Here is a 15,062-nt window from a genome sequence, read left to right as displayed (position 1 = left end):
TCCCCTTCGGCCGCCAACACCGGCACCACCCCCAACTCCCCTTCCGATCAACCCGATCAAGGACCGGCTTCCATGACCGATCATCACCGCTCAGCCTCCGCCCTCCTCCCGCACCACCCCGCCCGGCGCGCCGTGCTCGCCGCGGGCACAGGAGCGGCCGCGACCCTCGCTCTCGCCTCCTGCACCTCGGGCTCGGGCCTGCGTTCCGACGCGGCCGACGACGACGGCCCCCCGCGGCGCGGCGGGACCCTGCGCGCCGCGTTCGCCGGAGGAGGCGCGGGCGAGACACTCGACCCGCACATGGCGAACCTGTTCGTCGACGCCTCCCGTGCCAAGGCGCTGTTCGACAAACTCGCCGACCTCGGCTCCGACATGTCCGCGCAGCCACGTCTCGCCGAGCGCTGGGAGCCGAACGCCCGGCTCGACCGCTGGCGCGTCACCCTCCGCGAGGCCCGCTGGCACAACGGCGCGCCGGTCACCGCACGGGACGTGCTCCACAGCTACCGGCGCATCGCGGACCCCGACCGTGCCTTCCGTGCCAAGGCGTCGCTCGAACCCGTCGACCTGGACGCGAGCCGTGCCACGGACGACCGGACCGTGGAGTTCCGGCTCAAGCGCCCGTACGCCGAATTCCCCAACGTCCTGGCCGCGTTCGGGGCCTACATCGTTCCCGACGGTGCGGACCGGTTCGAGAAGCCGGTCGGCTCGGGACCGTTCCGCTTCGGCTCCTTCGAGCCCGGGCGCTCTCTGCGGCTGCTCCGGTTCGACGACCACTGGGATGGCGCGCCGTACCTGGACGCGCTCGAGTTCGTCGTCGCCAACGAGGAGTCCGCCCGGATCAACGCCCTGCTCGGGGGCCAGGTGGAGTACGCCCACGAGCTGAACCCGACGACTGCCCGCGCTCACGACAAGAGCGGCCAGGTCACCATCGTGCGGCTGCGCAACAGCGCCATGCAGGCCTTCGCGATGAAGACCGACCGCCCGCCCTTCGACGACCCTCGGGTCCGCGAGGCGTTCTTCCTCATCGCCGACCGCGAGGAGCTGGTCAGGGGCGCGCTGTCCGGCGCGGGCGAGATCGGCAACGACCTGTTCGGCAAGGGCTACCAGTACTACGCGAAGGGGCTTCCGCAGCGGGAACAGGGCCTCGATCGGGCGCGCACGCTGCTGCGCGAGGCCGGACACGACCGGCTCTCCGTCACCCTCGACACCTCCCCGGTCGCCGCCGGTTTCGTCGAGGCCGCCGAGATCTTCAAGGAGCAGGCCGCGAAGGCCGGTGTCGACGTCAGGATCAAGGTCGGCAACAAGGACACCTACTGGAACGACATCCTCGAATCCGGCACCTTCTGCAGCTACCGCTCCGGTGCCATGCCCATCGAGTCCCACATCTCCCAGCGGCTCCTCACCGGCTCCACCACCAACGCCACCCACTGGGAGCACAAGACCTTCGACGCCCTCTACCAGCAGGCCCAGTCCACCCGGGACACCGACGAGCGCTCCGCACTGTACGCGCGCATGCAGCGCCGTCTGCACGCCGAAGGCGGCTTCCTGGTCTGGGGGTTCTCCGACTGGATCGTGGGCACGGCCCCGCGTGTGCGCGGTGTGCGGCGCGAAGCGCCCGCCAACACGCTCGACTGGGCCCGCTTCGACCGGGTGTGGCTCGCGTGAGCACCGGTCGCGCCTGGCTGGTGCGGCGCCTGCTGCTGGGCGCCGCGCAGACGGCCGGTGTCGTACTGCTGATCTTCCTGCTGACCGAGGCCCTTCCCGGTGACGCGGCCGTCGCGCTCGCCGGGGACCATCCCGACCCCGAGCGCATCGAGCGCATCCGCGCCGCGATGCAGCTCGACCGCCCCGCCGCAGAGCGCTTCCTCGACTGGGCCGGCGGGCTGCTCCGGGGCGACCTCGGCACCTCCCTCGTCACGGGCCGCCCCGTGACCGCCTATCTGGCGGCCGGCATCGGGCCGACCCTCGCGCTCGCCCTGTCCACCCTGGCGCTGCTCGTGCCGGTGGGGGTGGGGCTCGGAGTCCTGGCCGCGCGACGGGAAGGCGGACGGACGGACCGCCTCATCAGCGCCACGACCCTCGGGGTCTACGCGGTGCCGGAGTTCGCATCCGGCGTCCTGCTGGTCGTCGTCTTCGCCCTGCAGCTCGGCTGGCTGCCGCCGACCGCCGTCGGCACCACCGGCGTACCCCCGCCCGCGCTGCTGATCCTGCCGGTCCTCGTGCTGCTGGCCCGCCCCGTGTGCTCCGTCAGCCGCCTCGTACGGGCCGGGATGATCGACGCCCTGGCCTCGCCGTACGTCGCGCAGGCGCGGCGCTACGGCATCCCGGGAGCCCGCGTCGTCTGCGGCCACGCCCTCCCCAACGCCGTGGCACCGGCCGTGCAGCAGCTCGCCCGCACCGGTGACTGGCTGCTGTCCGGGGTCGTCGTGGTCGAGACACTGTTCGTCATCCCCGGTCTCGGCACGGTCCTCATGGACGCCGTCGCCGCGCGGGACATCCCCGTACTGCAGGGCTTGGCGGTGGTGTTCGGCATCGTCACGGTGCTGCTGAACATGGGCGCGGACGCGGTGGCGCATCGCTTCGCCCCCCGCGCGGGGGTGATGGCATGACCGCCTCCGCGCTCGCCGGACCGTCCCCCGCAGTGGTCCGCCGGGGACACCGGGCCCGGGCAGGTCTCGGCCTCGCCCTGCTCGCCGCGCCCCTGCTGCTCGCGCTCGCAGGACCGTGGATCGCCGGTGAACCCGGCCCGCGCGGCGCCTCGTTCACCCTGGGAGACGGCCACTGGCTCGGCACGGACTTCACCGGCCGCGACGTCTGGCGCCAAGTGCTGCTGGGCGGTCGGTCCGTGGTGCTCGTCGCACTCGCCGCCACCGCGCTCGGATATCTCGCCGCCGCGCCCCTGGGCCTCGCCGCCGCGCTCACCCGCCGACCGTGGCTGGAGGAGCTGCTGATGCGACCTCTGGACGTGCTGCTCGCCGTCCCGTCGCTGCTTCTGCTGCTGCTCGTCGCCGCCCTGTTCAGCCCCGGCCCCGCAGGACTCGCGCTCATTGTCGCGCTCGTCAACCTGCCGGACACGGCACGGATGATGAGGGCCGCCGCCGCCTCTGCCGCGTCCCGTCCTGCCGTGGAGGCCCTGCGCATGCAGGGGGAGAGCCGGTGGCGGATCGCGGCGGGTTACGTGGGCCGGGCGACGCTGCGGACCATGGCGGCCGACGCGGGCGTACGGCTCACCGGCGCGCTCTATCTCGTCGCGACCGCCGCCTTCCTCGGCGTCGGCGTCGCGCCGGACGCGGCCGACTGGGCCGTGATGGTCGACCGCAACCGCACCGGACTCTTCGTGCAGCCCTGGGCCGTGGTCGTCCCGGCCCTGCTCATCGTGGCGCTGTCGACGGGCGCCAACCTGCTGTTCGACGCCGTCCTGGCGAAGAGCCCGCGAGACCCGGGAACCACAAGGAAGTCCGAGAGAGAGGACACCGCGTGACGCCGTACGTGGCACGCGTCGACAGCCTGCGCGTCGAGGCCGGCGGGCGCGCCCTCGTCGACGGGGTCGGCCTGGAGCTGCGCCCCGGGCGCTGCACGGCCCTCGTCGGAGCGTCCGGCAGCGGCAAGACGACGACAGGACTCGCCCTGCTCGGCGCGTTCCCGTCCGGGGCACGGGTTTCGGGAACGGTTGACGTGCCCGGCGGACGGATCGGCTACATCCCGCAGAACCCGGCCGCCGCCCTCAACCCGGCCCGCAGGGTCGGCGCCCTACTCGCGGACATCGCCCGCCTCGACGGCGGTAGGCGACGCTCGCGGGCAGCGCGGGTGCACGGGGCCCTGCGGCTCGCCCAACTCCCCGATCCCGCGGCCGTACTCCGCCGTTTTCCGCACGAGCTGTCGGGCGGTCAGCAGCAACGCGTCGTGCTCGCCCAGGCGTTCCTCCTGGGGGCGCGCGTCGTGGTGGCCGACGAACCGACGACCGGCCAGGACGACCTGACCAAGCGACGCGTCGTCGCCGAACTCCGCGCTCTCCGGCCGCGCGGCATCGCGGTGCTGCTGCTCAGCCACGATCTGGAGGTCGTGCGCGAACTGGCGGACGACGTCGTGGTGCTGGAGGAGGGGCGCGTCGTGGAATCGGGTCCCGCTGCCGACGTCTTCGCGGCGCCGGAGCACCCCTGGACCCGGCAGCTGCTGTCCGCCGCCGCACCCCCGGCCGATCCGGAAGACCGCCCCCGCGATGCCCCGCGCTCACGGCACGGGACGGATTCGGGCGGCGGTGGTCCCGACCGACCCGCGAGCGGCGGTGATCCGGACCGACCCGCGAGCGGCGCTGGTCCGGACCGCCACGCGAGCGACGGTGGTCCGGCCCACCGCACCGGCGGCGCGATCGAGGTCACCGGCCTGACCGCCTGGCACGGGCCGCGGCGCAGCGCCACGACCGTCCTCGACGCCGTCGCGCTCACCGTCGTCGCGGGGGAGTGTCTGGCGGTCGTGGGCCGCTCCGGGTCGGGCAAGACCACCCTCGCCCGCTGCCTCGCCGGTCTGCACCGGCAGTGGTCCGGCCGTGCCGTCCTGGACGGGAGCGCCCTGCCCCGCAGCCTGCGCGACCGCACCCGTACCGACCTCGCGTCCCTCCAGTACGTGTTCCAGGACGCGCGGGCCTCCTTCGACGAGTACCGCCCGGTGCTGGACCAGGTCGCGCGGACAGCCGTACGCCTGCGGGGCCTCGGCCGGGAAGCCGCACGGCATGAAGCCCTCGACGCGCTCGCCCGCGTGGGCCTCTCACCCGAAACGGCCGGGCGGCGGCCTGCCGCCCTCTCCGGAGGCGAACTGCAGCGGGCCGCCCTCGCCCGCGCGCTGCTCGCGCGCCCCCGTGTCCTCGTCTGCGACGAGATCACCTCCGGCCTGGACACCGTCGCGCGCCGCGGCATCCGTGACCTCCTCCGCCGCCTCCAGCGGGACGAGCTGACGAGCCTGGTGCTGATCACGCACGATCTGGCGGTGGCCGCGGACCTCGCCGACAGCATCGCCGTCGTCGACGCGGGCCGTGTCGTCGAACACGGCCCGGCCGCGACCCTGCGGTCCCGGCCCCGCCACCCCCGTACCGCCGAGCTGTTCCGCGTGCCCCGCCTCGCGGAAGCGAGCCCGCCCCGCGCCCTGGGACCGCCCCGCGCCCCCGGCCCGCCCAGCGTCCAGGGACCGGCCTCGCGGACAGCGGGCACAGGCGGCCCGGGGTGAGCCCGCCGGATCGCCCCACGCTCCCGCGGAGCGATCGACACGGCCGGACCGGCAACCGCCGACCGGGCCCCCTGCGTCCTAGAGACCATGCCGACGGTGATCACGACCTTCAGGCAGCTCTGGCTGTTCGCGGGGATGCAGGTCAGGTGCTGCGCCTTCGCGGCCGCCATCCTCGCCGGCGTGGCCCTGTCCGGGGCGCTCCCGCACCTGCCGGTGGCGCGGTACGACCTCCTCCTGCTCTACGGCCTGCTGCTGACCGTGGTGTTCCGTGCCTGCGGCTGGGAGACGGGGCGGGAGCTGGCGGTGATCGCCGTCTGCCACGCCATCGGCCTGGCCTTCGAGCTGCTGAAGGTCTACCTGGGTTCGTGGAGCTACCCGGAGCCCGCCCTCCTGAAGGTGGGCGGCGTCCCGTTGTACGGGGGATTCCTGTACGCGGCGGTGGGCAGCTACGTGTGCCGTGCCTGGCGCCTGTTCGACCTCGGCCTGGTCCGCTACCGTGCGCGGACCGTCCAGGCCATCGCCGCGGCGATCTACGTGAACTTCTTCACCCACCACTGGCTGCCCGACGCGCGCTGGCTCCTGGCGGGCCTGCTGCTGGCGGCGACCTGGGGCACCTGGGTGGAGTTCACCACCGGAGGGCGCCGCCACCGGATGCCGCTCGCCCTGTCGTTCGTGCTGATCGGCTTCTTCCTGTGGCTGGCCGAGAACATGGCCACCTATCTGGGCGCCTGGCGCTACCCCTACCAGATGGACGGCTGGGAGCCCGTCTCCGTCCACAAGTTCGCCGCGTGGTCCCTGCTGATCACGGTCACCTTCGTGCTGGTCGCCCGGGCCCGGCGGAGGCCGGACGCGGGCGACCCCACGGAACAGGCGGCGGTCTGACGCCGGCCGGACCGCGTCCGGCGGCTCACAGCTTGCCGACGTCCGTGACCCGGACGACGGCGCGCCCCTCCTCGTCGGAGGCCGCGAGGTCGACCTCGGCGCTGATGCCCCAGTCGTGGTCCCCGTTGGGGTCGGCGAAGGTCTGCCGTACGCGCCACAGCCCGTGCTCGGTGTCCTCCTCGATCCGCAGCAGCTTCGGCCCGCGGGCGTCGGGGCCGGTGCCCAGGTCGTCGTACTCGTCCCAGTACCCGTCCATGGCCTCGGCCCAGGCGTCCTCGTCCCAGCCGGAGTCGGCGTCCATCTCGCCCAGCTCGCCGACCTTGTCCAGCGCCGCCAGCTCCACACGGCGGAAGAGGGCGTTGCGCACCAGGACCCGGAAGGCGCGGGCGTTGGCGGTGACGGGCTTGACCTCGTCCGCCCTGGCCTGGGCCTCCTCCGCCGTCTCCTCCTCCGGGTTGGCGAGCTGCTCCCACTCGTCGAGCAGGCTGGAGTCGACCTGGCGGACCATCTCGCCGAGCCAGGCGATCAGGTCCTGGAGGTCGTCGGACTTGAGGTCGTCCGGGATGGTGTGCTCCAGCGCCTTGTACGCGTTCGCGAGATAGCGCAGCACGATGCCCTCGGTGCGGGCCAGCTCGTAGAAGGTGACGAACTCCGAGAAGCTCATGGCCCGTTCGTACATGTCACGGATGACCGACTTCGGGGAGAGCGGGTGGTCGCCGACCCAGGGGTGGCTCTTGCGGTAGACGCCGTACGCGTGGAAGAGCAGCTCCTCCCGAGGCTTCGGGTAGGTGACGTCCTGCAGCCGCTCCATCCGGTCCTCGTACTCGACGCCGTCGGCCTTCATCGCGGCGACCGCCTCGCCGCGCGCCTTGTTCTGCTGCGCGGCCAGGATCTGCCGCGGGTCGTCGAGCGTGGACTCCACGACGGACACCATGTCCAGGGCGTAGGACGGGGATTCGGGGTCCAGCAGCTCGAAGGTGGCGAGCGCGAAGGTCGACAGGGGCTGGTTGAGCGCGAAGTCCTGCTGGAGGTCGACGGTCAGCCGGACGATGCGGCCCTCCGCGTCCGGCTCCTCCAGCCGCTCGACGATGCCGCCGTCCAGCAGCGAGCGGTAGATCGCGATGGCGCGGCGGATGTGCTTCAGCTGGGCGCGCCGGTCCTCGTGGTTGTCCTCCAGCAGCTGCCGCATCGCCTCGAAGGCGTTGCCCGGCCGGGCGATCACGGACAGCAGCATCGCGTGGGTGACGCGGAAGCGTGAGGTCAGCGGCTCGGGATCGGAGCCGATGAGCTTCTCGAAGGTGTTCTGGCCCCAGTTGACGAAGCCCTCGGGCGCCTTCTTGCGCACCACCTTGCGCCGCTTCTTCGGGTCGTCGCCCGCCTTGGCGAGCGCCTTCTCGTTCTCCACGACGTGCTCGGGCGCCTGGGCGACCACGAAGCCCGCCGTGTCGAAGCCCGCGCGGCCGGCCCGGCCGGCGATCTGGTGGAACTCCCGAGCCCGCAGCGTGCGCACCCGGTTGCCGTCGTACTTCGTCAGCGCCGTGAACAGCACCGTGCGGATCGGCACGTTGACCCCGACGCCGAGCGTGTCCGTACCGCAGATGACCTTCAGCAGACCGGCCTGGGCGAGCCGTTCGACCAGGCGCCGGTACTTCGGCAGCATCCCCGCGTGGTGCACCCCGATGCCGTGCCGTACATAGCGCGAGAGGTTCTTGCCGAACCGGGTGGTGAAGCGGAAGTTGCCGATGAGCCGGGCGATCTCGTCCTTCTCCTGGCGCGTGCACATGTTGATGCTCATCAGCGCCTGCGCCCGCTCCACCGCGGCCGCCTGCGTGAAGTGCACGATGTAGACCGGAGCCTGGTGGGTCTCCAGGAGTTCGGTCAGCGTCTCGGTGAGCGAGGTGGTCCGGTACTCGTACGACAGCGGGACCGGACGCGTGGCGGAGCGGACGACCGCGGTCGGGCGGCCGGTGCGGCGTGTGAGGTCCTCCTCGAACCGCTTCATGTCGCCGAGCGTCGCGGACATCAGCACGAACTGCGCCTGCGGAAGCTCCAGCAGCGGGATCTGCCAGGCCCAGCCGCGGTCCGGCTCGGCGTAGAAGTGGAACTCGTCCATGACGACCTGGCCGATGTCGGCGTTCTTCCCGTCGCGCAGCGCGATGGAGGCCAGCACCTCGGCGGTGCAGCAGATCACGGGGGCGTCGGCGTTCACGGAAGCGTCGCCGGTCAGCATGCCGACGTTCTCGGTGCCGAAGAGCTTGCAGAGGTCGAAGAACTTCTCCGACACCAGCGCCTTGATCGGCGCGGTGTAGAAGGTGACCTGGTCCTTCGCCAGCGCGGTGAAGTGGGCGCCGGCCGCGACCAGGCTCTTGCCGGACCCCGTCGGGGTGGACAGGACGACGTTCGCCCCGGAGACCACTTCGATCAGCGCCTCCTCCTGGGCGGGGTAGAGGGAGATGCCCCGCTCCTCGGCCCATGTCGAGAACGCTTCGAAGAGGGCATCGGGGTCGGCGTCGTTCGGCAGATGATCGATGAGGGTCACGCCTCCATACTGCCTGCCTCCCGGCGCCAGGGAAGAACCCGGGCGGGGGAAGGAAGATCACGGGCGGTACGCTGTCCCGCCGACTGGCCGTCAACACACCGTGGCCGTACGGGAAACGCCCGCACACGGCACCGCGGCGCACAACAGCAACAGGGGTGGGGAAGACCATGATGGGACCGGCGCACTCGCTGTCCGGGGCGGCGGCCTGGCTGGGGGTGGGCGCCGCGGCAGCCGCGGCCGGACACCCGATGCCCTGGCCCGTCCTCGTCGTCGGCGCCCTGGTCAGCGCCGGCGCGGCGCTGGCCCCCGACCTCGATCACAAGTCGGCGACCATATCCAGGGCCTTCGGGCCCGTCTCGCGCGGCCTGTGCGGGGTGATCGACAAGATCTCGTACTCCGTCTACAAGGCCACCAAGACGCAGAGCGACCCGCGGCGTTCGGGCGGTCACCGCACGCTCACCCACACCTGGCTGTGGGCCGTGCTGATCGGCGCAGGGACGGCCGTCCTCGGCATGGCGGGTGGCCGCTGGGCGGTGCTCGGCATTCTCTTCGTGCACATGGTGCTGGCGGTGGAGGGCCTGCTGTGGCGGGCCGCCCGGGTCTCCAGCGACATCCTGGTGTGGCTGCTCGGCGCGACCAGCGCCTGGATCCTGGCCGACATTCTCAACAAACCGGGCAATGGGGCGGACTGGCTGTTCACCGCCCCGGGCCAGGAGTACCTGTGGCTCGGCCTGCCGGTGGTGCTGGGCGCGCTCGTCCATGACATCGGGGACGCGCTGACCGTCTCCGGCTGCCCGATCCTGTGGCCCATCGTCGTCGGCCGCAAGCGCTGGTACCCGATCGGTCCGCCGAAGGCGATGCGCTTCCGGGCGGGGAGCTGGGTGGAGCTGAAGGTGCTGATGCCGGTCTTCATGCTGCTCGGCGGTGCCGGGTGCCTGGCGGCGCTCGGCATCATCTGAGACGCGGAAGGGCGCCCTCGCGGCACGCGCCCACACGGTCGCGGAGGCCCGGAACGGCGTACTCGTTCCGGGCCTCCGGCATGCGCGGACGGTGACGCCGCGGTGCGATTCGGTCCGATCCGTTGACGCCATACCATCCGGTCGGTACGTTCGCTCGCGCCTCACCCCCGAGGCCCCACTCCCCACGTCGGCGCCGACATCTCACCCGTCCCCACGTCCCTTGCGAAGGACGGCACCATGGACACACCCCCGACGTCCGCCACCACCACCCCGTCCGCCACCGACACCTCCCGCCGCCGGCGAACCGCCGCCGCGGCAGCCCTCGCCTCGGCCGTGGAGTGGTACGACTACTTCATCTTCGGCATCGCCGCCGCCCTCGTCCTCGGTGACGCGTTCTTCCCGTCCGCCAGTCCGGTCGCCGGCGTCCTCGCGGCCTTCGCGACCTTCGCAGTCGGCTTCCTCGCCCGGCCCATCGGCGGAACCATCGCGGGCCACATCGGCGATCAGCGCGGCCGCAAGCCCATGCTCGTCCTGGCCCTGACGATCATGGGCCTGTCCACCACGGCCATCGGCCTGCTGCCCTCGTACGAGACGATCGGCATCCTCGCCCCCGTCCTGCTCGTGCTGCTGCGCATACTCCAGGGCATCGCCGTCGGAGCGCAGTGGGGCGGCGCGATGCTGATGGCCACCGAGTACGCGCCGCCCGGCAAGCGCGGCCTCTACGGCAGCCTCGTCCAACTCGGCGTCCCCATCGGCGTGGTGACAGCGAACTCGGCCTTCCTCCTCTCCGAAGCGGCCACCGGTGACACGGCGTTCGTCTCCTGGGGATGGCGGCTGCCGTTCGTCGTCGGCCTGCTCGTGCTCGTTCTCGCCTGGTACATCCACACCCGCGTCGAGGAGACCCCGGAGTTCCGGGAGGCCGAACGACGGCTCGCCACCGAGGAGAAGGAGAAGCAGGGCGCCCGCTCACCCCTGCGCGAGATCCTCGCCCGGCACCGCGGGACGGTGCTCCTCGCGGGAGGCTCCTTCGCCGTCAACACCGCGACCTTCTACATCCTCATCACCGGCGTGCTCGACTACACCACCCGCGAACTGCACATGGAGCGCGGCTCGGTGCTCGCCGTGTCCCTGATCGTGAGCTGCTTCCAGCTCCTGATGATCCCCGCCGCGGCGGCCCTCTCCGACAAGCTCGGACGGCTGAGGATCTACGCGATCGGCGCGGGAGGGCTGCTGCTCTGGGCCGTCCCGCTCTTCCTGCTCATCGACACGGGCACGATCGCCGGGCTCGCCGTCGGCACGTTCGTCGGCAGCCTCTTCCTGAGCATCATGTACGGGCCGCAGGCCGCCCTGTTCGCCGAGCTGTTCTCCGCGGAGATGCGCTACACCGGAGCCTCGCTCGGCTACCAGATCGCCGCCGTGCTCGGCGGTGGCCTGGCGCCGTTCATGATGGTGCTGCTGCTGGAGAGCACCGGGACGTCGATGGCCGTCTCGGCCTACATCATCCTGCTCGCGGTGGTCGCCCTCGGTTCCATCGCCGTGCTCAGGCGCCGCGCCCAGGCCGCCGGGAGCGAGGTGACCTGAGGCCCCGGATCACGGAACCGGTCCGCTGTGGGGGGCTGACCGGGACCGTGTGCCGGCGCGGTGGGGTGCGGGCGCTCGCCCGTGCCTCACCGCGCCTGTGGACCTCAGCCGTGCCAGGAGCGCCACAGCGCGGCGTACGCCCCGTCCTCCGCGACCAGCGTGTCGTGGCTGCCGAGTTCGCTGATCCTGCCGTCCTCGACGACCGCGATCACATCCGCGTCGTGCGCGGTGTGCAGCCGGTGCGCGATGGCCACGACCGTACGGCCGTCGAGCACCCGCGCCAGGGAGCGCTCCAAGTGGCGGGCCGCGCGCGGGTCGAGCAGCGACGTCGCCTCGTCCAGGACGAGGGTGTGCGGATCGGCGAGCACCAGCCGGGCCAGCGCGATCTGCTGCGCCTGCGCCGGGGTCAGCGCCAGACCGCCCGAGCCGACCTCGGTGTCGAGACCCTCCTCCAGCGCCCTCGCCCAGCCGTCCGCGTCGACCGCGCCGAGCGCCGCCCACAACTCGGTGTCCCGCGCGCCGGTACGCGCGAGCAGCAGATTGTCCCGGAGGGATCCCACGAAGACATGGTGCTCCTGGTTGACCAGCGCCACGTGCTCCCGCACCCGTTCGGCCGGCATGCGCGCCAACTCCGCCCCGCCGAGCGTCACTTCACCGGCACGCGCCGCGTAGATCCCGGCCAGCAGACGGCCCAGCGTGGACTTGCCCGCGCCGGACGGCCCGACCAGCGCCAGCCGCGTGCCGGGCCGGACGTCGAGGGAGACCCCGTGGAGCACGTCGGTGTCCGCGCGGTAGCCGAACCGCACGCCGTCCGCCCGCACATGCCGCCCCTCGGGCGCCAGACGGCCGTCGGCGTCCCGGCCCTCGACCTCCCGGACCCCCACGAGCCGGGCGATCGACACCTGCGCGATCTGCAACTCGTCGTACCAGCGCAGGATCATCCCGACCGGCTCGACCAGCATCTGCGCCAGCAGTGCCCCGGTGGTGAGCTGACCGACCGTCATCCAGCCCTGGAGGACGAACGAACCGCCGATCATCAGCACGGAGCCCAGGATCAGCACGTAGAAGACGTTGACCACCGGGAACAGGACGGAGCGGAGCCACAGGGTGTAGCGCTCCCATGCCGTCCACTCCCGGATCCGCCGCTCCGACAGGGCGACGCGGCGCCGTCCGAGGCGGTGGGCCTCGATGGTGCGCCCGGCGTCCACGGTCTCGGTGAGCGCCGCAGCCACCGCCGCGTATCCGGCGGCCTCCGAGCGGTACCCGCTCGGGGCGCGGCGGAAGTACCAGCGGCAGCCGACCAGCAGGACGGGCAGCGCGACCACCAGTGCCAGCGCGAGCGGCGGCGCGGTGACCCCGAGCGCGCCGATCAGCAGCCCGGCCCACACCACGCCGATGGCGAGCTGCGGCACGGCCTCGCGCATCGCGTTCGCCAGCCGGTCGATGTCGGTGGTGATGCGGGACAGCAGATCGCCGGTCCCGGCACGCTCCAGCACACCCGGCGGCAGCCCCACGGACCGTACGAGGAAGTCCTCGCGCAGATCCGCGAGCATCTCCTCGCCGAGCATCGCTCCGCGCAGCCGCACCAGCCGTACGAACACGGTCTGGACGGCCAGAGCCACCGCGAACAGCCCTACGGTCCACTCCAGTTGGAGGTCGCGGGCACCGTCCGCCACCTTCTCGACGAGTCCGCCGAGGAGGTACGGGCCGACCATGGACGCGATCACGGCGATGGCGTTCACGGCCACCAGCAGGGTGAACGCGCGCCGGTGACGCCGCAGCAGTTCCCCGACGTAGCGGCGCACGGTGGTGGGGGAGCCGACGGGCAGGGTGGCCGCCGTCTCCGCCGAGCCCGGGTCGTAGGCCGGTGGGGCCACGCCGATCATGCCGACTCCTCCATTCCTGTTCTGTCGCCGACGGCCGCCGACGGGGCGGGCACGGCCCGGCCGGACTCGCGTTCACGCTGTTCCCGGTCGGTCTCGCGGGTGACGACGGACCGGTATCCGGCGTCGCGCGCCAGCAGTTCGCGGTGCAGGCCGACCGCCGCGACCTCGCCGCCGGGGACGAACGCCACCCGGTCGGCCCGGTCGAGCAGCAGCGGGCTGGAGGCGAAGACCACGGTCGTCCGGCCCGCGCGGAGGCCCCGGAGCCCGTCCGCGATCCGAGCCTCGGTGTGCGAGTCGACGGCGCTCGTCGGCTCGTCCAGTACCAGCACCTCGGGGTCGGCGACCAAGGACCGCGCCAGCGCCAGCCGCTGGCGCTGGCCGCCGGAGAGCGACCGCCCGCGTTCGGTGATGTGCGCGTCCAGCGGGTCACCGCTGCCCGCGTTCAGCGCATCGCCGCCCGCCGTCCCGCCCGCCGACGCGGTCGCCGACGCGGGGGAGGACTGGGCCAGCGCCTCGAGGACGTCCGCGCACTGGGCCGCCTCCAGGGCGGCCTCGTACGTCACCGCGCCGGAGGAAGGGACGTCGAACAACTCGGCCAGCGTCCCCGAGAGCAGCACCGGGTCCTTGTCCTGGACCAGCACCGCCGCCCTGGCCGCGTCCAGCGGCACAGCGTCGAGCGCCGCGCCGCCCAGCAGGGCCGAGGGCACGGTCTCGTCGTCCGGCTCCAGCGGCGCGTGCCCGCCGAGCCGGTCGGCCAGCCGGCCCGCCGCGTCCGGGTCGCCGCACACGACGACCGTCAGCAGGCCGGCGGGGGCCAGCAGGCCGCTGCGCGGGTCGTAGAGATCGCCGGTGAGCGGTTCCTGGGCGCCGCGCTCCTCCGCTGCCCCTTCGCCCCGGTCAGCCGCTGCAACCCGTACGTCCGTATCCGGAGTCGCCGTGCGCCGGAGGCTCAGGACGCGAGCCGCCCGCTTCGCCGAGGGGCGCGAGAACGAGTACGCCATCGCGATCTCCTCGAAGTGGCGCATCGGGAACAGCAGGAAGGTGACCGCGCCGTACACGGTGACCAGTTCGCCCACGGTGATCCGTCCGTCCAGCGCCAGACGGGCGCCGTACCAGACCACCGCGATCAGCAGGAGCCCCGGCATCACCACCTGGACGGCCGAGATCAGCGACCACATCCGGGCGCTGCGCACCGCCGCCGTCCGCACCTCCTGCGAGGCCCGGCGGTAGCGGGTCAGGAACAGCTCCTCGCCGCCGATGCCGCGCAGCACCCGCAGCCCGGCGACCGTGTCCGAGGCGAGTTCGGTCGCCCGGCCCGCCTTCTCCCGCTGCTCGTCGGCCCGCCGGGTGGCGCGCGGCAGGAGCGGCATCACGGCCAGCGCGAGGACCGGTACGCCGACGGCGACGACACCGCCGAGCGCCGGTTCGTACAGCACCAGGGCCACGCAGACGGCGACCGAGGTCAGGGCCGCCGCGGCGAAGCGCGACAGGGCCTCGACGAACCAGCCGATCTTCTCCACGTCGCCCGTCGACACCGCGGTGATCTCGCCCGCCGCCACACGCCGGGTCAGCGTCGCCCCCATCTCCGCCGTCTTGCGGGCGAGAAGCTGCTGGACGCGGGCGGCCGCGGTGATCCAGTTGGTGACGGCGGCGCGGTGCAGCATGGTGTCGCCGAGGGCGATGAGCGCTCCCAGGGCGAGGATCAGCCCGCCGGACAGCGCCAGCCGGGAGCCCGAGCCGTCCACGACAGCCTGTACGGCGAGACCCACCACGACGGGCAGCAGGGCGACCCCGGCCATGTGGAGGGTGCCCCACAGCAGCGCCTTGAGCTGGCCACGCCACTGGCTCCGCCCGAGCCACACCAGGAAACGCGGACCGGACCGGGCGTCGGGGACGCCCGGATCGGGATACGGAAGATCGCGGATCTGCATGACGTCCCAGGGACCGTTCTCGTCGTTCGTGCATCGCGGGAGGTGAGCCGTGCAAGGTTCGCCC

The 15,062-nt window shown here is 72.8% G+C and carries 10 protein-coding genes; 7 read left to right on the top strand and 3 right to left on the bottom strand.

The features are described 5' to 3' along the window. The first annotated feature begins 72 nt into the window (after positions 1–72). The 5 genes from ABZ822_RS21695 to ABZ822_RS21675 all read left to right on the top strand — a co-directional run bounded on the left by ABZ822_RS21695 (position 73) and on the right by ABZ822_RS21675 (position 6,102). Positions 73–1,665 carry an ABC transporter substrate-binding protein gene (locus ABZ822_RS21695; protein ID WP_360856465.1) on the top strand — a complete coding sequence of 531 codons (1,593 nt, stop codon included), beginning with the start codon at positions 73–75 and terminating at the stop codon, positions 1,663–1,665. Continuing rightward, positions 1,662–2,609, top strand: coding sequence for an ABC transporter permease (locus tag ABZ822_RS21690; protein WP_360856462.1), 948 nt, complete (start codon positions 1,662–1,664; stop codon positions 2,607–2,609). Before ABZ822_RS21695 ends, ABZ822_RS21690 begins: the two co-directional genes overlap by 4 nt. Beyond that, positions 2,606–3,481, top strand: coding sequence for an ABC transporter permease subunit (locus ABZ822_RS21685; RefSeq protein ID WP_360856459.1), 876 nt, complete (start codon positions 2,606–2,608; stop codon positions 3,479–3,481). Before ABZ822_RS21690 ends, ABZ822_RS21685 begins: the two co-directional genes overlap by 4 nt. Next, positions 3,478–5,220 (top strand): ATP-binding cassette domain-containing protein, encoded by a 1,743-nt coding sequence (locus ABZ822_RS21680; RefSeq protein ID WP_360856456.1) that lies wholly within the window; start codon positions 3,478–3,480, stop codon positions 5,218–5,220. The genes ABZ822_RS21685 and ABZ822_RS21680 overlap by 4 nt, the downstream gene beginning before the upstream one ends. An 87-nt stretch (positions 5,221–5,307) precedes the next feature. Further along, complete coding sequence (locus ABZ822_RS21675) at positions 5,308–6,102, top strand: DUF817 domain-containing protein (protein ID WP_360856453.1); 795 nt, start codon at positions 5,308–5,310, stop codon at positions 6,100–6,102. Positions 6,103–6,127: 25 nt separating this feature from the next. On the opposite strand, the gene ABZ822_RS21670 is transcribed toward ABZ822_RS21675, so the two are convergent. Next, a complete protein-coding gene (locus tag ABZ822_RS21670; RefSeq protein WP_360856450.1) occupies positions 6,128–8,641 on the bottom strand; it encodes a DUF3516 domain-containing protein in 2,514 nt (837 codons plus the stop codon). A 167-nt stretch (positions 8,642–8,808) separates the two neighbouring features. Between ABZ822_RS21670 and ABZ822_RS21665 the strand changes: the two genes are divergently transcribed. Continuing rightward, positions 8,809–9,600: a metal-dependent hydrolase gene (locus ABZ822_RS21665; protein WP_360856758.1), complete on the top strand. Its 792-nt coding sequence runs from the start codon at positions 8,809–8,811 to the stop codon at positions 9,598–9,600. Positions 9,601–9,837: 237 nt separating this feature from the next. Next, positions 9,838–11,181, top strand: coding sequence for an MFS transporter (locus tag ABZ822_RS21660; protein ID WP_360856447.1), 1,344 nt, complete (start codon positions 9,838–9,840; stop codon positions 11,179–11,181). Between the two features lie 104 nt (positions 11,182–11,285). On the opposite strand, the gene ABZ822_RS21655 is transcribed toward ABZ822_RS21660, so the two are convergent. Then, complete coding sequence (locus ABZ822_RS21655) at positions 11,286–13,067, bottom strand: ABC transporter ATP-binding protein (protein WP_360856444.1); 1,782 nt, start codon at positions 13,065–13,067, stop codon at positions 11,286–11,288. Next, on the bottom strand, positions 13,064–14,998 hold the full coding sequence (locus ABZ822_RS21650) for an ABC transporter ATP-binding protein (RefSeq protein ID WP_360856441.1): 1,935 nt from the start codon (positions 14,996–14,998) through the stop codon (positions 13,064–13,066). The genes ABZ822_RS21655 and ABZ822_RS21650 overlap by 4 nt, the downstream gene beginning before the upstream one ends. Between the last annotated feature and the right edge of the window lie 64 nt (positions 14,999–15,062).

The organism is Streptomyces sp. NPDC047108 (assembly GCF_040643575.1).
Taxonomy (GTDB): domain Bacteria; phylum Actinomycetota; class Actinomycetes; order Streptomycetales; family Streptomycetaceae; genus Streptomyces.
This window is presented reverse-complemented; position numbering and strand designations above follow the sequence as displayed.